Source organism: Paenibacillus sp. SJS-P3 (genome assembly GCF_056711585.1).
In genome coordinates this window covers 4,827,779-4,854,379 of the sequence record NZ_CM160043.1, presented here as the reverse complement: position 1 = coordinate 4,854,379, position 26,601 = coordinate 4,827,779, and the positions used below count along the sequence as shown (strand labels likewise).

Annotated in this window: 19 protein-coding genes and 1 pseudogene; 11 read left to right on the top strand and 9 right to left on the bottom strand. The window is 57.7% G+C overall.

From position 1 onward, the window contains the following. Positions 1 to 201: 201 nt before the first annotated feature. The 3 genes from AC06G8_RS22160 to ade all read left to right on the top strand — a co-directional run bounded on the left by AC06G8_RS22160 (position 202) and on the right by ade (position 5,067). Positions 202 to 1,743, top strand: coding sequence for a malate:quinone oxidoreductase (locus AC06G8_RS22160; protein ID WP_480285487.1), 1,542 nt, complete (start codon positions 202 to 204; stop codon positions 1,741 to 1,743). A 229-nt stretch (positions 1,744 to 1,972) separates the two neighbouring features. Then, the gene (locus AC06G8_RS22155) at positions 1,973 to 3,091 is read left to right on the top strand and encodes an SGNH/GDSL hydrolase family protein (protein ID WP_480283988.1); all 1,119 of its coding nucleotides are present in this window, start codon (positions 1,973 to 1,975) and stop codon (positions 3,089 to 3,091) included. A 170-nt stretch (positions 3,092 to 3,261) separates the two neighbouring features. Beyond that, positions 3,262 to 5,067 (top strand): adenine deaminase, encoded by a 1,806-nt coding sequence (gene ade, locus AC06G8_RS22150; RefSeq protein ID WP_480283987.1) that lies wholly within the window; start codon positions 3,262 to 3,264, stop codon positions 5,065 to 5,067. A gap of 204 nt (positions 5,068 to 5,271) precedes the next feature. On the opposite strand, the gene AC06G8_RS22145 is transcribed toward ade, so the two are convergent. The 3 genes from AC06G8_RS22145 to AC06G8_RS22135 all read right to left on the bottom strand — a co-directional run bounded on the left by AC06G8_RS22145 (position 5,272) and on the right by AC06G8_RS22135 (position 7,018). Further along, on the bottom strand, positions 5,272 to 5,586 hold the full coding sequence (locus AC06G8_RS22145; protein WP_447663293.1) for a hypothetical protein: 315 nt from the start codon (positions 5,584 to 5,586) through the stop codon (positions 5,272 to 5,274). After that, complete coding sequence (locus AC06G8_RS22140) at positions 5,579 to 5,947, bottom strand: DUF6864 domain-containing function (RefSeq protein ID WP_447663292.1); 369 nt, start codon at positions 5,945 to 5,947, stop codon at positions 5,579 to 5,581. The genes AC06G8_RS22145 and AC06G8_RS22140 overlap by 8 nt, the downstream gene beginning before the upstream one ends. 213 nt (positions 5,948 to 6,160) lie before the next feature. Next, positions 6,161 to 7,018 carry a class II fructose-bisphosphate aldolase gene (locus AC06G8_RS22135; protein WP_048747599.1) on the bottom strand — a complete coding sequence of 286 codons (858 nt, stop codon included), beginning with the start codon at positions 7,016 to 7,018 and terminating at the stop codon, positions 6,161 to 6,163. A 557-nt stretch (positions 7,019 to 7,575) separates the two neighbouring features. Between AC06G8_RS22135 and AC06G8_RS22130 the strand changes: the two genes are divergently transcribed. The 3 genes from AC06G8_RS22130 (at position 7,576) to AC06G8_RS22120 (ending at position 10,280) form a co-directional block, all read left to right on the top strand. Next, positions 7,576 to 7,890 (top strand): ArsR/SmtB family transcription factor, encoded by a 315-nt coding sequence (locus tag AC06G8_RS22130; protein WP_480283986.1) that lies wholly within the window; start codon positions 7,576 to 7,578, stop codon positions 7,888 to 7,890. Between the two features lie 66 nt (positions 7,891 to 7,956). Further along, complete coding sequence (locus AC06G8_RS22125) at positions 7,957 to 8,436, top strand: SRPBCC family protein (protein WP_447663290.1); 480 nt, start codon at positions 7,957 to 7,959, stop codon at positions 8,434 to 8,436. A 596-nt stretch (positions 8,437 to 9,032) separates the two neighbouring features. Then, positions 9,033 to 10,280, top strand: a complete 1,248-nt coding sequence (locus AC06G8_RS22120; RefSeq protein ID WP_480283985.1) for an ATP-binding protein — start codon at positions 9,033 to 9,035, stop codon at positions 10,278 to 10,280. A 45-nt stretch (positions 10,281 to 10,325) separates the two neighbouring features. Here AC06G8_RS22120 and AC06G8_RS22115 read toward each other — a convergent pair whose 3' ends face one another. Continuing rightward, positions 10,326 to 11,027, bottom strand: a complete 702-nt coding sequence (locus AC06G8_RS22115) for a glycosyltransferase family 2 protein (protein ID WP_447663288.1) — start codon at positions 11,025 to 11,027, stop codon at positions 10,326 to 10,328. 152 nt (positions 11,028 to 11,179) lie between these two features. On the opposite strand from AC06G8_RS22115, the gene AC06G8_RS22110 reads away from it, so the two are divergent. Next, entirely contained in the window at positions 11,180 to 12,937 is a 1,758-nt protein-coding gene (locus AC06G8_RS22110) for a stalk domain-containing protein (RefSeq protein ID WP_480283984.1), read from the top strand. 192 nt (positions 12,938 to 13,129) lie between these two features. Continuing rightward, a complete protein-coding gene (locus tag AC06G8_RS22105) occupies positions 13,130 to 14,134 on the top strand; it encodes a Gfo/Idh/MocA family protein (RefSeq protein ID WP_480283983.1) in 1,005 nt (334 codons plus the stop codon). A gap of 18 nt (positions 14,135 to 14,152) precedes the next feature. On the opposite strand, the gene AC06G8_RS22100 is transcribed toward AC06G8_RS22105, so the two are convergent. After that, complete coding sequence (locus AC06G8_RS22100) at positions 14,153 to 14,422, bottom strand: hypothetical protein (protein WP_480283982.1); 270 nt, start codon at positions 14,420 to 14,422, stop codon at positions 14,153 to 14,155. A 63-nt stretch (positions 14,423 to 14,485) separates the two neighbouring features. On the opposite strand from AC06G8_RS22100, the gene AC06G8_RS22095 reads away from it, so the two are divergent. The 3 genes from AC06G8_RS22095 to AC06G8_RS22085 all read left to right on the top strand — a co-directional run bounded on the left by AC06G8_RS22095 (position 14,486) and on the right by AC06G8_RS22085 (position 19,563). Beyond that, the gene (locus AC06G8_RS22095; protein ID WP_480283981.1) at positions 14,486 to 15,055 is read left to right on the top strand and encodes a GNAT family N-acetyltransferase; all 570 of its coding nucleotides are present in this window, start codon (positions 14,486 to 14,488) and stop codon (positions 15,053 to 15,055) included. Positions 15,056 to 15,280: 225 nt separating this feature from the next. Then, positions 15,281 to 18,412, top strand: coding sequence for a galactose-binding domain-containing protein (locus AC06G8_RS22090; RefSeq protein ID WP_480283980.1), 3,132 nt, complete (start codon positions 15,281 to 15,283; stop codon positions 18,410 to 18,412). Positions 18,413 to 18,591: 179 nt separating this feature from the next. Next, the gene (locus AC06G8_RS22085) at positions 18,592 to 19,563 is read left to right on the top strand and encodes an iron-hydroxamate ABC transporter substrate-binding protein (RefSeq protein ID WP_447663421.1); all 972 of its coding nucleotides are present in this window, start codon (positions 18,592 to 18,594) and stop codon (positions 19,561 to 19,563) included. A 71-nt stretch (positions 19,564 to 19,634) separates the two neighbouring features. On the opposite strand, the gene AC06G8_RS22080 is transcribed toward AC06G8_RS22085, so the two are convergent. The 4 genes and pseudogenes from AC06G8_RS22080 to AC06G8_RS22065 all read right to left on the bottom strand — a co-directional run bounded on the left by AC06G8_RS22080 (position 19,635) and on the right by AC06G8_RS22065 (position 26,520). Further along, positions 19,635 to 20,552, bottom strand: coding sequence for an aldo/keto reductase (locus tag AC06G8_RS22080; RefSeq protein ID WP_447663282.1), 918 nt, complete (start codon positions 20,550 to 20,552; stop codon positions 19,635 to 19,637). 557 nt (positions 20,553 to 21,109) lie between these two features. Next, a pseudogene (cstA, locus tag AC06G8_RS22075) lies at positions 21,110 to 22,903 on the bottom strand (carbon starvation protein CstA). Positions 22,904 to 23,081: 178 nt separating this feature from the next. Continuing rightward, the gene (locus tag AC06G8_RS22070) at positions 23,082 to 23,828 is read right to left on the bottom strand and encodes a LytR/AlgR family response regulator transcription factor (RefSeq protein ID WP_480283979.1); all 747 of its coding nucleotides are present in this window, start codon (positions 23,826 to 23,828) and stop codon (positions 23,082 to 23,084) included. Next, positions 23,803 to 26,520 carry a LytS/YhcK type 5TM receptor domain-containing protein gene (locus AC06G8_RS22065; protein ID WP_480283978.1) on the bottom strand — a complete coding sequence of 906 codons (2,718 nt, stop codon included), beginning with the start codon at positions 26,518 to 26,520 and terminating at the stop codon, positions 23,803 to 23,805. The genes AC06G8_RS22070 and AC06G8_RS22065 overlap by 26 nt, the downstream gene beginning before the upstream one ends. Between the last annotated feature and the right edge of the window lie 81 nt (positions 26,521 to 26,601).

Sequence of the window (26,601 nt, the reverse complement as noted above, 5' to 3'; positions counted from 1 at the left end):
TAATATTCAAATGCCCGGGTTGGAATACTAAGCTAAGATGGGGAATACCGTCCGCAAAATCCACATTTAGCGGCCTGCTTATCGCCTCCCATTATTATATAATAGTAAATATCTTAATCTGCAGATAATCATGGTCATCGTGTTCAAAAGAGCGGTGTGACTCTGTCGCGCCTTGCTTGCTATGCAATTTGTCCGAAAGAGCTGCATTTTTTCTTCAAATATCAGCGTGTAAGGAAGGTAAAAATGAGTAAAACACAAACCCAAACAGACGTTATCTTAATTGGTGCCGGCATCATGAGCGCGACTTTAGGGGCGCTGCTCAAGGAATTAGTGCCCGACTGGAACATCTCCGTGCTCGAGAGGCGGGCGACCGCAGGCGAGGAGAGCTCCAACGAATGGAACAATGCAGGGACGGGGCATTCCTCCCTATGCGAGCTCAACTACACGGTCGAGAAGCCGGACGGATCGATGGATATCAGCAAGGCGATCGGCGTGAATGAGGAATTTCAGGTATCGAAGCAGTTCTGGTCCTATCTGGTCCAAAGCAAGCTGATCGCCAACCCGCAGGACTTCATCATGCCGGTTCCCCATATGAGCTTCGTGCAAGGGGAGAAGGATGTCGCCTTTTTGAAAAAGCGGTTCGACGCTCTGTCGGCCAATCCGCTCTTTGACGGAATGGAATTTTCCGACGATCCGCAGAAGCTGAAGGAATGGATTCCGCTGATGATGAAGGACCGCACAACGAAGGGTCCTATAGCGGCAACCAGGATTGAATCCGGAACGGACGTCAACTTTGGCGCTTTAACGCGCATGCTGTTCGCCAACCTGCAGAGCCGGAACGTCGAGATCAAATACAAGCAGAACGTCGACGATATCAAACGGACAAGCGACGGCTTATGGGAACTCAAGGTGCGGAACGTCGACAGCGGCTCGGTCGAACGCCGCACGGCCAAGTTCGTCTTCATCGGCGGCGGCGGCGGAAGCCTCCATCTGCTGCAAAAATCGGGCATTCCGGAAGGGAAGGGCATCGGCGGCTTCCCGGTCAGCGGACTGTTCATGGTGTGCCAGAAGCCGGAAATCGTCGCCGATCACCGTGCCAAAGTATACGGCAAAGCTCCGCTGGGCGCTCCGCCGATGTCGGTCCCGCATCTGGATACCAGGGTCATCGACAAGAAGGAATCGCTGCTGTTCGGACCGTTTGCCGGCTTCTCGCCGAAGTTTTTGAAATACGGCTCCATGCTGGATCTGGTCACTTCCGTCAAGATGCACAATCTGGTCACGATGATGGCGGCAGGCGTGAAGAACGCATCCTTGACCACGTACCTGATCAAGGAAGTGATGCAGTCGAAAGAAAAGCGGATGGACGCCCTGCGGGAATTCGTTCCGAACGCCAAAAGCGAGGATTGGGACCTGCTCGTAGCCGGACAGCGCGTGCAGATCATCAAGGATACGGCAGCCGGCAAAGGAACGCTGCAATTCGGCACGGAGGTCATCAACGCCGCGGACGGCTCGATCGCCGCCCTGCTCGGCGCTTCCCCTGGCGCTTCCACCGCCGTTCCCGTCATGCTGGAAGTATTGGCGAAATGTTTCCCTCAGCATATTAAATCGTGGGAGCCGAAAATCAAGGAAATGATTCCTTCGTACGGCTTGCCGTTGATGGGCAATCCGGAGCTTATCCGCGACATCCATGAGTCCACGGCAAGGACGCTTGGACTGAGCCCTAGTCCTCAACCGGTCATGTAAGGTTGATGAAAATGGCCGCGGCCGCGAATGCGGCGCGGCATCCGCTTTGCTGACAGCCCCGTCGTCATGACGGGGCTGTTTTTTCAGGCCCGGCGAGCAGCTGCATGCACTTCGCGTGATCTCCGGATTAGGGCAGGCTGCGGTTGTTTTCCTTTTTGCAGGGCGACATCGGGCGGGGTCCGGGAGTAAACTGGATCTAACGACGGAACCGCAGATGGAGGATCAGACGATGAACGAATTGACTGTACAGGCACTATCCGATCTACCGCATGTCAAGGTGCATGGCCGAACGACGGGAGAGCGCTCCCCGCTTACTCTTTTCTGGAGCGGAAGCGCTCTTGAGCTCCAAGCCAAGGGGTCCGAGCTATGGGTGGAGCTGGAGGCCGATTACGGCCAGTACGAGCCGTGGATCACGATTCTGATCAATTCGGTGCCGGTCGGCAGGCAAATGGTCACGTCCGGCAGGCACTGGGTATGCCTGTTCCGGGGCATGGACGGAGAGACGGCGAAGAACGTCCGCATCGTGAAGGACGTGCAGCCGATGAGCGGCGATCCGCGCTGCTCCCTGCACATCCATGCGGTCAAGTTCGACGGGGAGTTCCTGCCCGTAGAGGACAAGCCCTATAAGATCGAGTTCATCGGAGACAGCATCACTTCCGGCGAGGGAGCGATCGGGGGCAGGGAGGAAGCGGACTGGATCCCGATGTGGTTCAGCGGCACGCGCACCTATGCAGCCTTGGCGGCGGAAATGCTGAATGCGGAATGCAGGATTATTTCCCAAAGCGGATGGGGCGTCCTGACGAGCTGGGACAACAATCCGCACGGCAATATTCCGCAGCATTACCGGAAGGTATGCGGCCTTCTAACGGGAGAGAGGAACGCGGCTCTCGGCGCCTTCCGCGACTATGATTTCGCTTCCTGGCAGCCGGATGCCGTGGTCGTGAATCTGGGCACCAACGACGGAGGCGCGTTCTACTCGCCTGAGTGGAAGGATGAGGAGACCGGCAGGGCCTACAAGCAGCGTCTGAACGAGGACGGGACCTTCAACGAGGAGGATCTGCAGGCTTTCGAGGCGGCGGCGGAGAGCTTCCTCGCGACGATCCGCTCCTGCAATCCGCATGCCCATATCGTCTGGGCTTACGGCATGCTGGGAACGCCGATGATGCCGGCCATCTACCGCGCTGTCGATGCCTATATCAAGCGTTCGGGCGACCGGAAGGTGTCGGTGTTCCAGCTTCCCGCCATGACGGACGAGACGACGGGCGCAAGGAGCCATCCCGGCGCTGCGGCGCATGAACAGGCTGCCCGCGAGCTGGCAGCCTATCTGCGGGGACGGCTGGAGGCTTAGAACGGGCTGCCCGTCATGGCTATGGAGCAGCTGCATGCCGGCTTACCGCCGTCATGCGATCTCCCCGCGCCTCCAAGCGGGCCCGGCCGAGAGGGTCGCATAGGGCGGCGGATATCGTGTTAAGCTAGATATTTAGAATGGATTGCCAATTGAAGGAGTGGAGGAGCAGGATGAGCTCTAGAAAAAGAACGCCGCTGTATGAAGCAAGCCGGCTGCTGTCCCAGGTAGCCCGCGGCGAGGCCGAGGCCGAGATCGTCATCCGGAATGGGATTCTGGTCAACGTCCATACCGGGGAGCTGCTGGAGCATGTCGACGTTGCGATCGCATCCGGCCGGATCGCGTATGTGGGCAACGCGGAGCATGCTATCGGAAGCGGCACGAAAATAATCGATGCAGCGGGGAGGTACCTCTGTCCCGGATTGCTGGACGGACATATGCATGTGGAGAGCACGATGCTGTCCGTGACCGAGTTCGCCAAGGCCGCTCTGGCCAAGGGGACGACCGGGATCTTCATGGATCCGCATGAGATCGCCAATGTATTCGGAGCGGAAGGCGTGAAGCTGATGCATGATGAGGGGCAGCAGCTCCCTCTCAAGGTGTTCACGACCTTTCCCTCCTGCGTTCCGGCGACTCTTGATCTCGAGGATGCCGGAGCCAGGCTGGGCGTCGAGGACATCTCCAAGGGACTGGCCTGGGACAACGTGGTCGGACTCGGGGAGGTCATGAACTTCCCTGGAGTGGTTTATGGGGATCCCGTCATGCTCGGAGAAATCGAGGCCACGCTCAAGAGCGGCAAGACGGTCACCGGCCACTTCCCCAGCGAGGATGACCGCATGCTGCAAGCCTATCTCGCCGCTGGCGTCACCTCCGATCATGAGACCGTCACCCGGGAGCAGGGGCTGCAGAAGCTGCGCATGGGCATGCATCTCATGATCCGCGAAGGCTCCGCCTGGCATGACGTCAAGGAAGTCATCAAGGTTGTCACAGAGGACAAGGTGCCGACGGGCAACATCTCTCTCGTCACCGACGACGTCAGTCCGCAGACGCTGATGGAGAAAGGACATCTCAATCATGTCGTCCGCCGGGCTATGGAAGAAGGCGTGGAGCCCGTCACAGCCATCCAGATGGCGACGGTGAATGTAGCGAGGTACTTCAAATGCGAGCAGGATCTCGGCAGCATCGCGCCGGGACGCTGCGCGGATATTCTGCTGCTGGACGATCTGGAGCGGATGGTGCCGTCGACCGTGCTTGCGGACGGGGTTGTTGTCTACGATCAAGGACAGCTGCGCCAGGAATGCTTCCCGGCGTTCGTTTATCCATCGCATATCCGCAAGTCCATGCATGTCGGGCGCGAGCTGGCGGCGGAGGACTTCAGGCTCGCCAGCCGGTTCGATGCGGCTGCCGCCCGCGTCAACGTCATCCGCATTATCGAGAACAGCGCGCGGACCGAGAAGGCTGCCGCAGAGCTTCCCGTGGAGCACGGCGTCATCCTGCCGGATATCCGGCAGGACACGATCCGTCTGGCCTGCATCGAGCGGCATCATGGCAAGGGGGAGGTGTCGCTGGGCTTCGTGCAGGGCTTCGGCATCACCCGAGGGGCTGTAGCCTCCACGGTGGCGCATGACAGCCATAACCTGCTCGTCATGGGCGTGGATGAGCATGAGATGGCATTCGCGGCCAATGAGCTCGTGAAGATCGGCGGAGGCATGATCGTAGTCAGGGACGGCAAGGTGCTGGCGCAGGTCCCGATGGCCATCGCGGGCCTGATGTCGGAGAAATCCCTGCCGGAGGTCGTGTCCGAGGTGGCCGGGCTCGAGGAAGCCTGGAAGGCGATCGGCTGCTCCCTGAATGCTCCGTACATGACCTTTTCGCTGGTCGCTTTGCCGGTCATTCCGGAAATCCGGATTACGAACCGGGGGCTGGCGGATGTGACGCAGTTCAAGCTGATCGACGTCGAGATGGCCCCGCCGCAATAAGGGCCGGCTGCTTGGCGTTGTTCGGGAAGGCGGTCGGCATTCAATATCGCAAAGTGAAGGCGTGCCGGACGGAGATGCTGGAAAAGGGCTTCAATGCATTCCATGCATCGCAAGCCCCTTCCTATAAAGGTTTACTGGGTAGGATTCTCGCCTGCTTCCGCAACATCTCTGAGCTTATCCTGACTTGGAGCTGTTGAATCGGCTTCATCCTCCGGAATCCCTGGAACGCGATCCGATCAAATACCCGATGATGGTCGATTCGACCGGAAGGACGACGAGCGTCCACATCTCCTTCAGCCCGAAGTCGGCGGAACGGTACGATGCGGGCGTCAGCGTATAGACGAGGGCGATGAGCAGGACGCCAAGCGCGATCGTGCCCACGATATAGAGGCGGACATTTTCGCCGGAGCCGTAAAATCTTCCGAGGAAGCCGAGCTCGGCTTTCCTTTTGTCGCTTTCCGCGTTCGCGGCGATGATTTTGCTGGCGACCTTGGGGTCCTGGATCTCGAGTTTATTCATCCCCCGGCCCCCCTTCGCCGGAGTAGAACGTGAAGGCAAGCGCCCAAGCCGACAGGTCGTAGTGGATCGTCGTCTCATAGCGGAGGGACAGGCTGCGGTTGTCGAGAACGCCGAGATGGATGAGATCCTGATTGCCGGTCGGCTTGCCCCGCGGATAGTTGATGCAGGAAATTCGGACTTCGTTGTAGCGGATCAGCTGGATATCCGTCGCGATGTCGTCCCGCTGCGGATCGTGCTCGATGCAGAAATGGAAGGTCAGAGGGTCCTTTTCCTCCGACAGCGTAATTTCAATCGGGCTCATGCCGTAGGCGGATACGCGGCCGTAATAGACGGCCTCCATTCCCCCGGAAGTAATTTTCATCGTCATCCCTCCGATAGCGGTCTCGTACGAGCATTCTCGTTCTAGTGTACGAGAGAGGCTGCGGGGACATGACTGCCGGGTGGAGCCGATGATCGGACAAGAAGGCTCAGCCTTCCCCGAGGCTATGCGCCATTTAGGATCGGTTCCATTTCGGCATGCAAAAAAAGGCAAGGAAGGACCGAGGTCCTCCTTGCCTTTTTGATTTCGTGCGTCTTACGCTTTGTTGGAAGAACCGAACTCGCGCATTTTGCCGATGACCGTCGCTTTGATCGCATCGCGTCCTGGTGCCAGGAATTTGCGCGGATCATAGACTTCGTGGTCAGCCGTCACGATTTCGCGGACTTTTTTCGTGAAGGAGATTTGGTTCTCCGTGTTCACGTTGATCTTGGCCGTTCCGAGGGAGATGGATTTCTTGATGTCGTTCGTAGGGATGCCCGTGCCGCCGTGCAGAACGAGCGGAAGCTTGATCGTCTCGCGGATTTCCGCCATTTCCTTGAAGCCGAGGTTAGGCTCGCCTTTGTAAGGACCGTGGACGGAGCCAAGAGCAGGAGCCAGGCAGTCGATGCCTGTCAGCTTGACCAGCTCGAAGCATTCTTTAGGATCTGCGTAGATAACGCCGTCAGCAACGACGTCGTCTTCTTGGCCGCCGACCGTACCGAGCTCAGCTTCAACGGAAACGCCTTTGCTGTGCGCGTATTCAACGACTTTCTTCGTCGTCTCGACGTTCTCGTCGAACGGATGGTGGGAAGCGTCGATCATGACGGAAGTAAAGCCGGCGTCGATCGCTTCTTTACATTTGTCGAAGCTGGAGCCGTGGTCGAGGTGAATGGCAACCGGAACCGTGATTTTCATTTCATCGATCAGGGCGCCTACGATGGCGGTAACGACTTTGAAGCCGCCCATGTAGCGGGCCGCGCCTTCGGATACGCCGAGAATGACCGGGGATTGCTCTTCCTGTGCCGCAGCGAGGATCGCCTGCGTCCACTCCAGGTTGTTGATGTTGTACTGGCCGACGGCGTAGCCCTCGGCAAGCGCCTTGTTCAGCATGTCCTTCATGGAAACGAGTGCCATTGTAACTCCTCCTAGTGTCCTGTTTCTGTAGATGGTTTCTCCTCATTCGAGCCCGAGGGCAAAATGAGAATGGCAAGGCTAATGGACCAGCCAATGCTTGTCTACAGCTATTTTAACATAAATGCAGGGCCGTGAACCTGGAATTTATGAGCCAGCCGGCGCTTCAACGCTGACATCAGCGAGTTAGGTTCTGTGAATAGCGGTTGGATCGGCGATCTCGGCGCAAGTCCAAGGATTAAATTTCCACCGCGAGGCCTCCTTTATTCGCTCCAAAGAAAAAAGCCTTGAGGCTGAGCTCAGGGCATATATATGAGGCGCCATGCGGGTGAAGAAGGGTCAGCCTAAGGCCTATCATGAAGGCACGAAGGGGAAGAATGGGTCAGCCTAAGGCCTATCGATCGCTATAAAGTGGATTTATCAAAGAAGCATACTTGGAATTTTAGGGTACACGACCTCCAGACCGATGGAAATAGCGCATTGTTTGGTAGGGAGCCCGCCGTATGTCGGCTGCTTTTCATGCCTTGACAGAAATATAACCGAAAGGTAATATATAAGCCATGAATGAGGACAAGCTGTTTGAAGTGCTCGCCGAGCCCCAGCGCAGAAAAATTCTCGATTCCCTGCGCGTCCGGGAACGCTCTGTCGGAGAGCTGGTTGCTTTATCGTCGCTAAGCCAGCCCGGGATCTCGAAGCATTTGCGGATTTTGCGCGAAGCGGAGCTCGTCTCGGTACGAAAAGAAGGGCAAAGCCATTGGTATCGATTGAACGCGAAGCCATTGAAGGAGCTCGACCATTGGTTCGAGCCTTATCGGCGGTTCTGGTCGGACAAGCTGGACGCGCTGGAGAAGCACTTGGACGAAGAGGACCGCTAGGGCGGTCCGCGCGAAAACAGGGATGCCGGGGCCAGCGGCCCTCGTTCCCATAGAGGAGGTCCAATCATGTTGGCGTCATTAACCCCTGTAACGGAAGGATACGAAGCCCGCTTCGAGCGGCGCTTGAAGCACCCGGCCGAGAAAGTCTGGTCGTCGCTCACAGCCAACGACAAGCTGGCGGAATGGTTCCCGGAGCTGCGGGTGGACGAGCTTCGCGAAGGCGGAGTGATCCGGTTCGACATGCAGGACGGCACGTTCAAGGAGCTCGAGATCCTCGAGCTGCAGGAGCATGCTGTCCTTGAATACACGTGGGGCGAGGACCGCGTCCGTTTCGAGCTTTATCCGGAGCCCGGCGGATGCCGCCTCGTCTTGATCGAGACGATTCGCAAAATGACCGGCCACACACCCAAGGATCTGGCCGGCTGGCATGTCTGTCTGGATGTCATCGCCGCCTTGCTGGACGGGAGAACGACAGCTCGCATGGAGGAGTGGAAGCTGGCTTACGAGGACTACAGGCTGCTGGTCGAGGAAGCTGCCGGAGGCTGAAGAATCAGGGCCACTCCGCCATCCATGCGGCGTTTTCGACTATGGAGCCGCTCGAATGGACAGGGCATGTTCCGGAGCGGCCAAGGCGGCTCGGCTGGGAAGGAAATGGGACGACTAATATCGACTCCATCGTTTACAGTAGAAATTCAAAGAAACCCTGCTCATTCATGGAGCAGGGTTTCGTTTTGGCCATAGTAACTGGTGCATCGATGACCGAAGCCGCTGCCATATCCGGAACAACCGGAAGCGCGGGTGCGGCTGCTCCTGTCGGCCGTCGTGGTGGCCAAGCAGCTTTGTCCGGAAGACAAGGATCGCGAACTTCAGCTGCTTGTGCCGGGATCATCCAACTTGATAGATTGGCAAAGTTAGTTTGAAGGCAATTTACAATCGCGCCGATAACCTGCCCCCTTTGAACGCATCAGGAACAGATTCACCGGATACGTTGTGGCAGGAAGGCCGTCAATATTTACCCCGAAGATGTAGTAATTGAGCAATCTGTGATTATAATGGTGTAACGAAATGCAAAATGACAGGATATAGCTTACAAATGAAGTTTATTTCCTTTGCTGCATTAAATATCGAAAGGAAGTTATTCGTTGTTTGAGACCTTGCTCTTGAATTTTTTGTTTTTATTAGTTCCAGTTTTGACGTTTTTGATCTTTTTTGAAAACAAAACCCATCCTTATCACAACAACATCCTTGTTGTTCTATCCGCCATCACGATGATTCTTTGTATCATAAAACCAATTATTTTAGATATTGGATATATATTTGATTTAAGATATATCCCGTTCATCATCGTGGCTTTGTTTGGAGGCCACAAGAATGTATTCCCGTTGTACATCATCCTGAACGCATGCCGCTTCTATGTTGGGGGGCCAGGAATGCTCGAATCGTTCCTGTTTTCTACCGCGGCATTCATTCTGATTCCTTGCTACAGCAAAACGTTCTTGAAATTGGATTCCCGGGGCCGTGTTGCCGCGGCAGCCGCCATTGCTTTGCTGACGATGGGGTGTTACCTCGCGATTCTGAGCCTGATCGTAGGCGGATCCGATCGGCAATTCCGGATCCTCTCCTTGAATGCCTTGACGACTTATGTCGGAGTGACAAGCGTGATCATGATTCTGATCGAGAAGATTCTGATCAACTTCAAAAACAGGGAGCGGATCATCCAGTCGGAACGGTTGAATGTCGTCAGCGAGCTGGCGGCAAGCGTCTCGCATGAGATCAGGAACCCGCTAACCGTAACGAGCGGATTCCTGCAAATGCTGCAGAAATCGGTGACGATTACGCCGGAAGAGAAGAAATTCGTGGACCTTTCGCTGCAGGAGCTCAACCGGGCGGAGAAGATCGTCAGCGATTACTTGTCGTTCGCCAAGCCGCAGTCGGAAAACATGGTCTACTCCAACATGATCGATGAGCTGGAGTATACCAAAAATGTCATCATGCCTTATGCATCGATCCATGAAGTAGAGGTGAAATTCAGCTTCAGCAACAGCCTCCAAATCCGGTATGACCGGAACCAGATCCAGCAATGCTTGATCAATCTCTACAAAAACGGAATTGAAGCGATGAAGGAGATGGGAGGCGGCATCCTCTCCATTGATGTGGCCGAGAGAAAGCAGCATATCGTCATCAGCATCCAAGATACGGGAATCGGAATGACCAAGGAGGAGATGTCCCGCCTGGGCAAGCCGTATTATTCGACGAAAGCGGAAGGGACCGGCCTTGGCATGCTCATGGTCTACAGCACGATCGACAAGGTGAAGGGCGTCATCGAAGTCGAGAGCGAAAAGGGCATCGGTACGACTTTCCTGCTCACCATACCCGTGAGCGACCGGTGAAAAAAGCTTGCTGCTGCAGGTTCGCCGGCCGATCCTTCGCTCCGATCAGGCTTTTTTCCTGGCGTAGGCGGTATAATTATCGGTAACTGCAATGGGAAGGCTTTTGGCCAGATAGTATCGGTCGTTGACCTTCCAGGTGTGGGTGCTCTTGTTTTTTCTGCGGATGTACACGTAATTGTAGGGAGAGGATGCATAGACGATGCAGCCTTTTTTTCTGCATTTCCTTAAAAACCGGACGTCCTCGCCCAAGGAGATATCGTCGAAGCGCGCGTGCTTCAGCACGCTCCTCCGGAACAAGATCGTTCCCCCTTGGATAAAATCGACGAATTTATGCTGTTCCTCGGGAGAGCGGATGACGAGTTGCTTGCTTCCCTCCAGATAGACGAGGCAGGCATGCTTGCCGATGACGGAGCTTCCTTTGAAGGCAAGCGTCTTGACCTGCTCCCGAAGATAATAAGGCGAATAGTAATCATCGTGGTCAAGCTTGGCGATGAGAGGATGCCTGGCTCGGGAGATGCCGCAGTTCAAGCATTGGCCAAGCGATATTCTCTCCGGGACAGAGTAGACGCGGACATGGCGGTGAGCGGAGGCTATGCGCCGGATCGCCTTCAGATCGGCCTTGTCCTTGTTGACGATGAGGATCAATTCCTTGTTCGGATAGAGCTGCCGCTTATAGTTGCTCAGAATGTTCGGGATGAATTCGGGCCTGTTCGTGCAGGCCACGATCGATACTCCAGGTTTGGCCAAGTTTCGCCCCTCCGTTTCGTTTCAGATCCATTCATTCTATGAAAGACTTGAGGAAGGCGCTTGGCCAAAGGCCCATCGGGTATATGGAAACATATTCCTGATTTGAGCGTCTATAGAGACGTTCATATTATGATCTGATAAGGAGAGCCGACATGAAGAAAGCAGCCTCGCTTCTACTGGCGTCAAGTCTTTGTCTGAGCCTTCTGGCCCCTCCGGCGCAGGCATCGGAAGCCGCCAAGCCATTGCCCGAAGTGTTCGGGAATATGATTGTCTTTCCTTATGACTATCAGAACAAAGCTTTCATCCGTGGACAGAAGACGGACATCTACGGCGATTTCAAGCTTACGCAGAAAAAGGGGCGCGTCCTCGTGCCGATTCGCCTGATGAGCTATCTCGCGACTCAGGCGGACCTTCAGCAGGGCTGGGAAGCCAATTGGCAGCAGCAGAAGCCGGATGAGGTCGTTCTCCACAGCAGCAAGCTCAAACGAACGGTCAAGTTCACTGTCAACAGCACTTCGATGACCGTGAACGGCGAAGTCCGCGTCATGGATGAGGCGCCGCAGAAGGTGAACGGACAGATCATGCTGCCTTTGCGAAGCGCGGCGGAAGCGATCGGCAAGAAGATCGACTGGCATGACGGCCTTGTTCTCATCGGAGACAACATCGTGGATTGGAAGGATCCCGGGAGTCTCGCGGCCGGCGGCAAGGTCAAGGAACAGCTGGCCGATTCCCGCAGCCCGGTCAATTATGGCGATACCGTTCCTCTTGGCCTGCATGGCAATACCTCGTATTACTTCAAGCGCATGCGCAGCGGAATCATCCAGAAGCTATACCGGAAAACGGACGGGCAAAAAGAGGCAGCCATCGAGCTGCCGGGAAATCCGGTATTCGATCAAGCAAAAGTCATCGGGCAAAAGCTTTATTATGTGACGACCGTTAATAAGTCGGCAGAACTGCATGCGTATGACCTTGCCTCCGGAAAATCCGATGCCGTTGCCAAGCTGCCGTCGTGGAAGCCGGAGAATGGCTGGGTTGCCGGCATCGAGACGATCGATAAAGACCTGTACATCATCCTGCATACAGGAGACTTGACGGTGGGATCAGAGACGTTATACCGGGTGGATAATGGAACTATCGTTAAAGTCGTCGATGCCCGCAGCATCATCCACTACGTCAAATCGGGAGAAGCCTTGTACCTGACGGACTTCGATCCGATGGCCAAGATGGAAGACAATCTGAGCCGAGTAGATTTGAAGACCGGCAAGAAGGAGGCGTTCGGGCAGCCTGGATTCGCCTACCTCATTAACCGGACGTCCAACGGGCAAGGTCTCGGATACTCGAGCGTCGGCAGCATGTATGCTCGGGACGGCTATCTGTATGCGCTTGGCTACAAGGTAAGCGATGAGGCGGATGAGAGTGCCGTGTACAAAATCAGCTTGGGAGATCAGACGCAGACCAAGCTGACGGGCTCGGCCGCATCGTTCTGGATGGAAGGCAGCCGGATTTACTACGTCGAAGCCAAGACCGGACATGTGATGTCTGCCGGGATTGACGGGAGCGGCGCCAAGACGCTGGTCAGCCGCAAGGCGGCACAGATCCAATTCTCCGCTGGAGCCATCTATTACAAGGTCAATGCGACCGGCAGCGACTACGATCCCGGAGAGCTGTTCCGGTACGATCTTGCCTCCGGCAAGGAAACGAAGCTGGCCGCACAGCCCGTCAGCACGTATTATGCGGGTACGGCAGGCGTCTATTATCTGTCCGGCGGTTACGAACCCGGCATCTATCGGATTGATCCGAATGGCGGGCAAGTCCGGGTAGCCGTAGACAATATCGCCAGCGCTATCCTGACGGAGGAGGGCATGGTGTACTCGATGACCTACAAGGAAGGGATTTACGCGGTGAAATAAACGGGTTGTGTATCGCAGCCCGCGAGCCATGTTCGATCAAGTGGTGGCATTCGCCAAGGCAGCCGAGAGGGAACGCATTCCCTCTCTTTTTTGCCATGCAATCCGTGGTATTATTTTCTTTATCCATAGGCAGTCCGCAGTTGCAGACCGTGGGCGGGATTTTCATTCTTGAACGAAGAAACGGAGCGGAGCATGAAAAAAATCAGGTTGGCCGTCATCGGTCTGGGCGTAATGGGAAGGAATATGATTGTTCAGAAGGCTCCCGGGTTTCCGGAAGATATCGAGCTGGCGGCGGTATGCGACCCGAACTCAGCTGCGATTGAGAACGTCCTGGGCAGCGCAGGCGGGGCAAGGACTTATTCGGATTACCGCATCATGCTGGATGAAGGCGGCATCGACTTGCTGTACATCGCCGTCCCGCCGGCGATGCATCATGAGGTGGCGACAGCCGCTTTTGAGAAGAACATTCATGTGTTCTGCGAAAAGCCGCTTGCGAACAGCTTGGAGGAAGCCCGCGAAATGGCGGAGCTGGCAGCGGGATCGGATCTCGTGAACGCCGTGCATTTCTCGTTCCCGTTGGAGCCCCCGGTTCTCAAGCTCAAGGAGCTGCTGGATGAAGGCGCGGCCGGGACCGTGGAGAGAATCGAACTGTTCCTGCAGTTCCCGCAGTGGCCGCGGGCTTGGCAGCAGAACGGATGGGTCGCGACCAGGGAGCAGGGCGGATTTCTGCTTGAAGTCGGCATTCATTGGATCCATATGATCCAGCAAGTCTTCGGCCGCATCGCACGGCTGAGCAGCGAGGTCTCCTATCCCGCCGACAGCAGGCTGTCCGAGAACAAGGCCGAAGCGACACTGGCCTTGGACAGCGGAATTCCGATCCGCCTGAGCGGAAGCACGGGCCTGCCCGGCGAGGAGCGCGTTTCCATGGTCGTCCACGGTTCCAAAGGCGTCGTCGCGCTGGAGAATTGGCGGCATCTGTACAAAGGGGATTCCGCCGACAGTCTTCAAGCAGTCGATGCCGACGGCATCGCGAGTCCGCTCCCTATGCTGAAGCAGGTCATCGCGGCACTGAGAGGCCAGGATGCGCTTGTCTATGATTTCGCGGACGGCTACAATGCCCAGGTTGTGCTGGAAGCGCTGCGCCAATCCGCTGGCTCGACCGTCGAGCTGGGCCCGCTGTACATCGCCCGCCGATGACTTTGAAATGATGGAAGGTTATACCATGTACCGCCAATTCCTGTCCAGCGAGGAGATCGGCGCTTTGGCGTCGGCTGTGAACGGGATGAAGTTTCGCTGGATGACGGCATGCTTGCCGTCTTGCTCGACACACAGCAGGTTGCAAAAAAACGGGAAGCCCGAGGCTTTCCGTTTTTCTTTTGGGAGTGCGCGCAAATCCTCGCAGATGGCTATATCGGAACTATCCCTTGCCGTTTTGCCCGCCGCTCCGTAAGGTAAGGCTAAACCCCGAGAGGTGCTGACCTGCATGCTGCCGGTTCCTTGCTCGAGGCTGTTGGGTCATGAAAACTTCGGATTGGGAGATGAACGACAATGAACGATAGCCTGGCTGCGATGCGCCTGGAAACGGAGCGCCTGATCATCCGACCGTACAGGGAAAGCGACTTGATGGAGTCCTACGGGCTGATGCAGGATGAGGAGCTGCTGACGTACATGCATATGGACGTGCTGTCTTTCGAGCGGTATGAAGAGCTGTTCCGGTGGCTGCTGGACAGTTACGGGGATGGTTTTGAAGAACCCTTCAAATACTCGTTCCCCATCCTAGCCAAGGAGTCCGGCGAAATGGTCGGCTGGTGCGGAATCGGGGAGCTTGATTTCCGCCGCCCGGACAAGGAGCTCTATTACCTGATCCGCCGCAGCGACTGGGGCCGGGGGTATGCGGGCGAAGCGGCTGCCGCGCTGGCCGCCTATGGATTCGATGCCATCGGGCTGGACCGGCTGCATGCCAAGGCCGACCCTCGCAACGCTGCGTCGCTCCGGGTGCTTGAGAAGCTCGGCTTCGCCTTCAGCCAAGTTCTCGAAGGATTGGCCGGCGATGACGAGGACTGCAACGGAGAGAGAATGCATGTGCTTTCGAGAGAGAGCTTCCAAGGCTGCCGGTAAAAACGATGCATGGGGCCCTTCCGTATGAGCGGGAAGGGCTCTTTTGCTTTTACCATTTCGGCCGTTGTCACAAAAATGGCTTTATAGGTCATCAATGTAGTGGCCTGCCTAAGCGCGCCTGGCTACAATGGGGGTGAAAGCGCGCCTGACCGCCATTCATTCCGAACGAGAAGGAGGGCTAAGCAAGTTCCGCATCAGACTAAATCACACGGAGGTATGTATAACATGAGATCCAATGCAAAAGCGGGCAAGCTCCTGGCTCTGTTCCTGGCGCTGTCCTTGATGATTCTGCAAATTCCTTTTGCGCCGGGAGCTTCCGCAGCTCCGCAAACTTATGAAGCCGAGTCTGCCGCACTGGCCGGAGGCGCCGTCAAAGCGACCGACCATAGCGGGTATACAGGCACGGGCTTTGTCGGAGGATTGACCGACACCAATAAAGGAAAAGCTTCCATCACCTTTACTGTAAGCGCTTCCTCTGCGGGAAGCTATACGACGGTTCTCCGCTATGCCAACGGCTCCGGCGGCAATCAAACGATGAGCCTGTATGTCAACGGTTCCAAGATCAAGCAAATCTCGCTTGCAGGCACGGCGGACTGGAATACTTGGTCGACCCAGACGGAGACCGTCTCGCTGAACTCGGGCAGCAATGCAATCGCTTATAAATTCGACGCGGCAGACACGGGCAATGTCAATATCGACAATATTACCGTCGATGCTTCCCTGGGCGCCAATCTGGCTCTGAACAAAGCTGCAGCAGCCAACAATACGTTCTCCGGCTTCCCGGCATCCAATGCCACGGACGGAAATGCATCCAGCTATTATGAAGGCGCGGCGAATTCCTATCCGAACACGCTGACCGTGGATCTGGGCAGCGCGCAAAGCATCGGCAAGGTCGTGCTGAAGCTTCCTCCTTCCTGGGGCGCGAGAACCCAGACGCTCTCCGTGCAAGGCAGCTCCGACAACTCGTCCTATGCGACGCTTGCTGCTTCCAAGGCGTATGCCTTCGATCCGTCATCGTCCAACACGGCAACGATAACCTTTACGGCAGTCTCGGCCCGCTATGTGCGGGTGAACGTTACGGCCAATACCGGGTCGACCGGAGGCCAGCTGAGCGAAGTCGAGGTGTACGGATCCGGCTCGGCTACGCCGACGCCAACTCCTACACCGACAGCGACGCCAACTCCAACGCCAACTCCAACGCCGACAAAAACGCCAACCCCGACACCGACACCGGCTGGAACGTATGAGGCCGAGACGGCGACGCTGTCCGGAGGCGCGGCCGTGGCGAGCGATCATACGGGCTACAGCGGAACCGGCTTTGTCGGCGGCTTCACCGATGCCAACAAAGGCAATGCCTCGGCAAGGTTCAACGTGAGCGCGTCGACTGCGGGCAATTACAGCGTTGCGCTGCGTTACGCCAACGGCTCGACGGCCGTCCAATCCTTGAGCATCTATGTGAACGGAGCCAAGGCGGCGCAGACCTCCCTAGCCGCTACGGCGAACTGGGACACCTGGGCGGCCAGGACCGACACTGTCGCTCTGAATGCCGGCAGCAACACGATCATGTACAAGTACGATACGACCGATACCGGGAATGTGAACCTGGACAAGATCGACATCGCCTATGTCGTGCCTACGCCTACGCCGGTGCCGACACCGACGCCGTCCCCGGGCTCTTATGGAGCGTCCATGCCTTACGACGCTTATGAAGCGGAAAGCGCGTCCTACACGGGCGCAATCGTCGGACCTTCGACTACGTTCGGCGATCTCGCTTCGGAAGCTTCCGGCCGCAAAGCCGTCAAGCTGACCTCGGCTGGCCAATACGTTCAGTTCACGCTGAACAAAGCCGCCCAAGGCTTGACGATCCGCTACTCCATCCCGGACAACGCGTCCGGAACGGGCATCGATTCCGCGATCAGCCTGTATGCCGGCGGAACGCTGATCAAGGACGTCGGCCTGACATCCAAATACAGCTGGATCTATGGAGCCTACGGTACGGAAGGCGGGGAGATCCGCTGGTCCAACAATCCGAATGCGACTCCGAACACGCCGCATCACATGTATGACGAGGTGTCGGTCCAGCTGGACAAATCGTATCCGGCCGGCACGGTCATCAAGCTGCAGCGCAACGCCTCCAACTTGAACTTCGCCTCGACGGCGAGCGTGACGGTCGACCTGATCGAGACGGAAGCGATTCCGGCCGCCTTGTCGATGCCCGCGGGTTATGTCTCCATCACGAGCTACGGCGCGGTGGCAAGCGACGGAGCCGACGATACGACGGCCATCAACAATGCCGTCAATGCGGTCAAAAACTCGGGCGGAACCTACAAAGGCGTATGGATTCCGGCGGGAACCTTCACGCTGAACAACGGCACCAAGGGAGCCGGCTACAACGGAACCGGCACAAGGCTGTACCTGGACAGCGGCGTATCCATGAAGGGCGCCGGCGTCTGGTACTCCACTCTCTCCGGCAGCTATGCGGGCATCTACCTGCGGGGCGGCAACGTCGCGCTGTCGGACTTCAAGCTCAGCGCGAACGACTTCATCCGTGACGATTACAACGGCGTGACCGGCGTGGAGGGCAACGGAACGAACTCGACCATCTCCAATCTGTGGATCGAGCACGCCAAGGTCGGAGTCTGGCTGACGAACCAGACGAATGCCGCCACCATCACGAATACCCGGATTCGCCAAGTATGGGCGGACGGCATCAACCTGCACTACGGCACGAGCAATACGACCGTCAGCAACAACTCGATCCGCAATAGCGGCGACGACGGCATGGCGATGTGGTCGGACACCTACCTGGATACGAACAACACGTTCAGCTACAACACCGTCCAGATTCCGACACTGGCGAACAATATCGCCATCTACGGCGGCAAGGACAACAAGGTCATCGGCAATCTGGTGACGGATACCGTCGTGAACGGCTCCGGCATCTCCTTCGGCACGAACTTCAACCCTCCGTCCATGACGGGCACGCTGACGGTCCAGAACAACATGCTGCTGAGAGCGGGCTCCTACCATAAGGACTACGGCTATCAGATCGGCGCGATCTGGGCTTACTGGGTGGGCAACAGCGGCAAAGCGCAAAACCTGACGGTCAACGTATCGGGCAATACGATCCAGGACAGCGTCTACTCCGGCGTCTTCATCGAGGAGCCTGCTCCGGGCGTATCCGTGACCTATGCCTCCAATACGATCACGAATGCGGGCACCTACGGCTTCTATGTGAGAGGATCGGCGACCGGCACGTCCACCTTCACGAACAACACGGTGAACGGAGCTCCTTCCGGCAAGTTCCTCAATGCTTCCTCAAGCTTCACGGCATCCGGCTCCGGCAACAACTGGTGATGAATGACGATGAGCCCTTCCCGTCCGCGGGGAGGGCTCTTCGTCATTGAGAGGAAAGCAGCCGAAATTGAAATTGACAAGGCGGCGGGATCTCTTTATAGTTTATGATATTGATAATCATTATCACAGTCGGCATGTCGTTATGATCGAATAGAAAAAGGGGATTCAGAATGAAAAAAATGAAATGGCTGTCCATTCCGCTCGTCCTGATGCTGATGGCGGCGCTGGCCGCCTGCGGAAGCAAAAACAACGGCAACACGGCGGCGAACAGCGGCGGCACGCCTGCCGCCTCCGAAGCTTCTGCCGAGTCTCCCGCTCCATCGCTCTCGTCCGATGCGGCTTCCGGGACGATCACCTACGAGTCCGAGACCGGTCCGGTCGAGGTTCCGGCGAACCCGCAGCGCATCGTCGGCCTGACGAACGCGCCGAACATCCTTGCCATGGACGGCAAGATGGTGGGCGTCGATGAATGGACGGGGAAAGATCCGCTGTTCAAGGACAAGCTGCAGGGAGTCGCCGTCGTATCCGAGGACAGCCTCGAGCAGATCATCGAGCTGAAGCCGGATCTCATCGTGGCCGGCTCTCAGACGAAAAACATCGACAAGCTCAAGGAAATCGCGCCTACAGTCGTCTACACCTGGGGCAAGCTGGATTACCTGAACCAGCAGCTGGAGATCGGCAAGCTCCTGAACAAGGAGAAGGAAGCCCAGGAGTGGATCGACGGCTTCAAGACGCGCGCAGCCGAGGCCGGCAAGGAAATCAAGGCCAAGATCGGCGAGAACGCGACGGTATCGGTGCTGGAATACGATGCCAAGAGCTTCTATGTCTTCGGCAACAACTGGGCCCGCGGGACGGAGATTCTGTACCAGGCGATGGGGCTCGGCATGCCTGAAACCGTCAAGAAAGACGCCCTTGGTGCCGGCTACTACACCCTCTCGAGCGAAAAGGTGCCGGATTATGCCGGCGATTGGATCGTCCTCAGCCAGATGGCTGGAGTCGAGAACCCGATCTTCGACACCAAGACGTGGAAGAGCATTCCGGCAGTCGAAAAAAACCAGGTCATCACGATCAAGACGGAAGAGTCCAGCTACAGCGACCCCATCACGCTGGAGCATCTGCTGACCGTTTTCAAGGAAGGCTTTCTGAAGTAAAGCCTGAACGGATGCACAAAAAGAGTGCGCCTCCAACCATCGCGGATGGCTGGAGGCGCACTCTTTGCTTTTTAAGGAAGGATATTGCCTGCTGCACGGAAGATGGCGTACCATTCCTCGCGCGTGAGCTCGATGTCGGCGGCCTTGACGCAGTCCTGCAGACGCTCGATATTCATCGTGCCGACGACCGGCTGCATGCGGGCCGGATGGCGCAGGATCCAGGCGACCGCGATCGTCGTGTTGCTGACGCCGTACTTTGCCGCGACCTCGTCGATCTGCTTGTTCAGCTCGGGGAACTTGTCGCTGCCGAGGAAGACGCCTTCGAAAAATCCGTACTGGAACGGCGACCAAGGCTGGATCGTGATGTCATGCAGACGGCAGAAGTCGAGGATGCTGCCGTCGCGGTTCACGGCCGAAGCGTTCTCCATGTTGACGTTGAAGCCCTGGGAGATCATCGTGGCGTTCGTGACGCTCAACTGCAGCTGGTTGGCGACGATCGGCTGCTTCACATATTTCTGCAGCAGCTGGATCTGCATCGGATTCTGGTTGGAGACGCCGAAGTGGCGGACCTTGCCGGAGCTCTCCAGCAGATCGAACGCTTCTGCGACCTCCTCCGGCTCGACGAGCGTATCCGGTCGGTGGAGCAGCAGCGTGTCCAGGTAATCGGTCTTCAGGCGCTTCAGGATGGCGTCGACGGAATTCAGGATATGCTCCTTGGAGAAGTCGAACATGCCGGGGCGGATGCCGCATTTGGACTGAAGGATGAGGTTTTCGCGCACGCTCGGCGTCATATGGACGGCTTCAGCGAAGATTTCCTCGCAGTCGCCTCCGCCGTAGATGTCCGCATGCTCGAAGAAATTGGCGCCGAGCTCAAGCGCCGTCTGGACGAAGCGTTCAGCCTCCGGCTTGTCCAGCGAGTTGATGCGCATGCAGCCGACGGCGACGACGGGAACCTCCAGGCTGCTTGTTCCGAGTGGAATCGTTCTCATGGATAAGGACCTCCTAAATGTATGTAGGAATAAGGACAAGACATGAATCGCGATATGCTTCTATTGTGGCATATAGGGAATCCGCTTTCAACACGTGTTCACAAAGAAGATTCGGAGGGGGAGAGGGAAGAGGATAACGAGAGCAAGGATGAAGATGAGGATGAGATACAGGCTATAGGTACAAATCAGGGATCTTGATTTATTTCCAAAATTAGGGTAAAAAAACAAATGAGAGGGTGATTTCTGGCTGCTCCTTGCTGAAATCGATTTTCTCGGACAGAATCCAGTCTCATAAATGAACACTTTAGAGATGACATCCTCTCGTTGTTGACGGGTCCCAATAGAAGGGAGGCAGCCTTCCTTTTCGGAAGCTTATCGTTATATCAATTCAGATTTTTGTTGTGATTGGGATTTTGATTCATTTCGCATATAAAACTAAAAGCAGCCCATCGTAAGTTACGATGAGCTGCTTTTTTTTGGGAGCGTTCGTAATCGTGCGGCGCGTGAACTATCGCCGCTTGTTCCTTGCATGGAGAACGAAGCAGGCAAGCGAGACGTTAAGAAGACAACGACTCCAGCTCAGCGCGCGGATGGTTGAACGTCTTGATCCAGTTGCGCGCCGCCGTGAACATGATGATGATGCCGAGCACCAGCATGATGATGGACAGCACTGCATTCAGGACGTTGTAGCCGGATGCGTCCGGGTTCAGGTAGACGTTTTTGACCATCCAGTAGCCCGCGTAGTTGACGGTGACGAACAGGTAGGCGAGCGGAATGAGGCAGGTGAGCATATACCGCCGCTTGTCGGCCACTCGCAGGATGACCGTCGCTCCGATGATGAGGCCGATGGAGGCCATCAGCTGGTTGGAGACGCCGAACAGCGCCCATACCGAGCCGATGTCGCCCGAGAAGAGCAGATAGCCCCACATGAAGCAGGCGAGCGCGCTGGCGAATATCGTGCCGGGAATCCAGTCGACGCGCTTCAGCGGCTTGTACAGCTCGCCGAAGAAATCCTGGATCAGATAGCGGGAGACGCGCGTGCCGGCATCAATCGCGGTCAGGATGAACACCGCTTCGAACATGATGACGAATTGGAAGAAATACGGAGCGAGATTCTCGAACCATGGAATCTTCGTGAAGATATATGTCATGCCGACGGCGAGCGTCACCGCGCCGCCGGTGCGGCCTTCCAGATCAAGGCCGATCTCCCGGCTCAATTCCGGCAGATGGACGGTGCTCATGCCCAGCGTCGCGAATACTTCGGGCTTGGAGTTGATGGCGAATTAGTCGCCGGGCTGCAGCGCCGTGGCCGCGATCAGCGCCATGATGGCGACGAGGCATTCCACGAGCATCGCGCCGAACGCGACCGGCTTGATGTCGCTCCAGCGGTTGATCATCTTCGGCGTCGTGCCGGAGCCGATGAACGCATGGAAGCCGGAGATCGCGCCGCAGGCGATCGTGATCGAGATGAACGGCCATACCGGCCCGGCCAGGATCGGTCCGCCGCCGCCGATGAATTCCGTCACGGCAGGGAATTCGATCGCCGGATTGATGATGAAGACGCCGACGATGAGAGCGATGAAGACGCCGATCTTCATGAAGCTGCTCAAGTAGTCGCGCGGGGCGAGCAGCAGCCAGACCGGCAGGGCGGCGGCGAAGAAGGCGTAGACCGGCAGGATGACCGAGAGCGTGCTCGTATCGAACGTCAGCCAGTCGCCGACAACGGTGTCCTGGATGGAGGGGCCGGCGAAGACGCCGATCATGAGCAGGATGAAGCCGATCGTGGAGGCGAGCTTCAGGTTGCCGGTCTTCTTGTAGAAGAGGCCGACGCCCATGGCGATCGGAATCGTGATGGCGACGGCGAACGTGCCCCAAGGGTTGTTCTCGAGCGCATGCAGTACGACCATCGACAAGCCGGCCATCGTGATCGTGATGATGAACAGCATCGCGAGGCCGGTGCAGAAGCCGGCGACCGGTCCGAGCTCCTGCTTGGCGACCTCGGAGAGCGACTGGCCGTTGCGCCGCATCGAGGCGAACAGCACGACGGCGTCATGCACCGCGCCGCCGACGACCGCGCCGATGAGCAGCCACAGGAGGCCCGGCAAGTAGCCGAACTGGGCGGCGAGGATCGGGCCGACGAGCGGTCCGGCCGCGGCGATGGCGGCGAAGTGATGGCCGAAGGCGACCCATTTGTTCGTCGGGACATAGTCCTTGCCGTCCTTCAGCGTATGTGCCGGAGTCGGCGTGTCGTCGCTCAGCTTCAGCACCTTGCGCGTGAAGAACGTGCCGTATAATCGATAGGCAATCATGAGAATGCATATGGATCCGATTACGATTGAAATCGCATTCATGTCGGTGACCTCCCAAGACGTTGATATTCTCTAGAATAGAAAAAGAAGCGCCTTGGAAACCGTTTTCAAGATAGAACGCAGGAAATCAGGGATGAGGTGCAGGGATCAAGCGGCGAATGGAAGCGGCTTCATCGCGTATTCAAAGCCTCGGAGGCGAGGGGGCGCCAGAAAGCGGAGCTCAAAGCCCGATCAGCTGCTTCAGCTCCTTCAGATACGTGCGGCTGACAGGCACCTTGGCTCCGTTCCTCATGATCAGCGTGCAGGTCGAGTGGAACCAGGGCTGGATTTCCTCGATCTCATCCACATTGGCGAGATAGGCGCGGTGGACGCGCATGATCGGCGTTCCCTGCAGCTTCTGCTCGAAGGTGACGAGCGGCTCGCCGACCTTGTACGTCTGCTCTGCGGTCGCCACCAGCGTTTTTCCTTCTTCCGCCGTGATATACAGGATTTTGCCGATGTTCACCAGAAGGATGCGCTCGTCGACCGTAATCGCCAGCTTGCCGGTCCGCTCCGGCGCGGAAGAAAGCCGCAACGGAGCGGGAGCCTGACTGCTGGGGCGGCCTTCCCTCAGCGCGGCGATCTTCTCGACCGCCCGGCGGATCCGTTCTTCATCGTACGGCTTCAGGATGTAGTCGGCGGCGTTGAGCTCGAACGCGCGGAGCGCATACTCGTCGTAGGCCGTGGCGAACACGATCTCCGGGCGGGGGTCCAGATTCTGCAGCTGCTGAGCGATTTCAAGCCCGCTCTCTTCGGCGAGCTGGATATCGAGAAAGACGGCATCGGGCTCTGCCTTCTGTATGCCCTGGATCGCGTCCTCCAGCGATTCCGCTTCTCCGATCACCTCCACGCGCTTGGTGCGGTGCAAGATATAGGCCAGCTCGTCGCGGGCGAGCGGCTCGTCATCCACGATAAATGCTTTCAGCATCCTGTTCCCCCCCATAATGATGGCTGAGCGGCACGGCAATTCTGATCTTGGCGCCGCCGGCGCCGCTTGCGACCTCGAAGCTTGCGGCTCCCTGATAGATCTCTTCGATGCGTTTCCTGATATTGTGCAGCGCTGTCCCGGTGCCGGAAGCGGACTTGACCTTCTGCCTGCCGACCGTCCCGAGAAGCTCCTTGGCGAAGCCGATGCCGTCATCCTCCGCGACGAGCACCATCCGGTCGTCCTCCTGGAACGCGGTGATCGTCACATGTCCGACCCGTTTTCCCTTCAGCGGTCCGAAAGCATGGCGCACGGCGTTCTCCACGAGAGGCTGCAGGGTGAACGGCGGAATGAGCACCTCTTCGAGCGCAGGATCGATTTCCAGCTCGACCTTGTATTTGCCTGGAAAACGGGCCTTCTCCAGCGTCAGGTAGGCTTCGACATGCTCCAGCTCCTTGCGCAGCGGGATGAGCATCTGCCGCGCGCCCTGAAGATTGCTGCGGAAAAAGACTCCGAGCTGCAGCAGCAGCTTGCGCGCGGTCTCCGGATCGGTGCGGCACAGGGCGGAGATCGTGTTGATCGCATTGAACAGGAAATGAGGATGCACCTGCGCCTGCAGCGCCTTGATCTCCGCGTCCTTCAGCAGGCGGCTCTGCTGCTCGGCCTCCGCCAGCTCCAGCTGTGTGGAGAACAGCTTGCCGAGGCCTTCGGCCAGCTCCTGCTCGACCCGGTCCATCTGAAGGGGGTTCGTGAAATAGAGCTTGAGCGTGCCGACCGTATGCTGATGCACCTGGAGCGGCAAGACGATAGCCGCCTGCAGCGGACAGCCCTCATGGTTGCATTGGATCGCCTCCCGCGTCTTGGCCTTCAGCAGCCGACCGTGCTCCAGCACGTTGCGGGTGAGCTGGGTGGAGATGCTCTGCATCGGGATATGATGGTCCGAGCCGGTTCCGACATGGGCCAGCACCTGCTGCCGGTTGGTGATCGAGATCGCATCGGCATGGGTCGTCCTCAGCATGATCTCCGCCACCTCGCGGCAGGAGTATTCGCTCAGTCCTTGCCGGAAGAACGGCAGCGTCTGGTCGGCGATATGCAGCGCCTTGTGCGTCTGGAGGGCGCGGGTGCGCTCCTCCTCCTGCACGATCGATTGCACGAACAGCATGAACAGCAGCGTGCCGAAGCCGTTGATGACGATCATCGGAAGTCCGACCCGTTTTCCCTTCAGCGGTCCGAAAGCATGGCGCACGGCGTTCTCCACGAGAGGCTGCAGGGTGAACGGCGGAATGAGCACCTCTTCGAGCGCAGGATCGATTTCCAGCTCGACCTTGTATTTGCCTGGAAAACGGGCCTTCTCCAGCGTCAGGTAGGCTTCGACATGCTCCAGCTCCTTGCGCAGCGGGATGAGCATCTGCCGCGCGCCCTGAAGATTGCTGCGGAAAAAGACTCCGAGCTGCAGCAGCAGCTTGCGCGCGGTCTCCGGATCGGTGCGGCACAGGGCGGAGATCGTGTTGATCGCATTGAACAGGAAATGAGGATGCACCTGCGCCTGCAGCGCCTTGATCTCCGCGTCCTTCAGCAGGCGGCTCTGCTGCTCGGCCTCCGCCAGCTCCAGCTGTGTGGAGAACAGCTTGCCGAGGCCTTCGGCCAGCTCCTGCTCGACCCGGTCCATCTGAAGGGGGTTCGTGAAATAGAGCTTGAGCGTGCCGACCGTATGCTGATGCACCTGGAGCGGCAAGACGATAGCCGCCTGCAGCGGACAGCCCTCATGGTTGCATTGGATCGCCTCCCGCGTCTTGGCCTTCAGCAGCCGACCGTGCTCCAGCACGTTGCGGGTGAGCTGGGTGGAGATGCTCTGCATCGGGATATGATGGTCCGAGCCGGTTCCGACATGGGCCAGCACCTGCTGCCGGTTGGTGATCGAGATCGCATCGGCATGGGTCGTCCTCAGCATGATCTCCGCCACCTCGCGGCAGGAGTATTCGCTCAGTCCTTGCCGGAAGAACGGCAGCGTCTGGTCGGCGATATGCAGCGCCTTGTGCGTCTGGAGGGCGCGGGTGCGCTCCTCCTCCTGCACGATCGATTGCACGAACAGCATGAACAGCAGCGTGCCGAAGCCGTTGATGACGATCATCGGAATGCCGATGACCCGCACGAGCTCCAGAGCGGGCTCGAACGGGCGGGCGGCGAGCAGGATGATGCCCATCTGCGCGCATTCCATGACGATGCCGATGACGACGGCGCGCCAGGTCATGCTCTTGCCCTTGCGGCGCATCCGGGCTCCGATCAGGCCGGTGATCAGGCCGGCCATGATCGTCGAGATGCCGCAGGCGACGGCCGTGAAGCCGCCGAGCGTAATGCGGTGCACGCCGGCGATCAGGCCGGCCCCGAAGCCGACGAGCGGGCCGCCGAGCAGGCCGCCGAGCACGACGCCGAGCACGCGCGTATTGGCGAGGGCGCTTTCATAATCGACGTTGGCCTGCCAAGCCTGCGAGGCGATGGCGCCATGGCTGATTTTGATTCCCGTATAGTTGCTGATGATGCCGAATGCGCCGAAGATGGCGATCAGCAGCAGCTTCTCCTTGAGTCGATGCTCATGGTGGATGATCTGGCGGAAAGACTTCATCCGGGAGAGCAGAAAGACGACGATGAGCAGAATGCCGACCCTCTCGAGCATGAGCGGCAGCAAATGGATCACGAAGGGTTCACCTGCTTCCATGGGTTTGAGCCTGATTATACCCTAATGAAACCGGTCCGTCAGGAGCCGTGGAGATTCCGA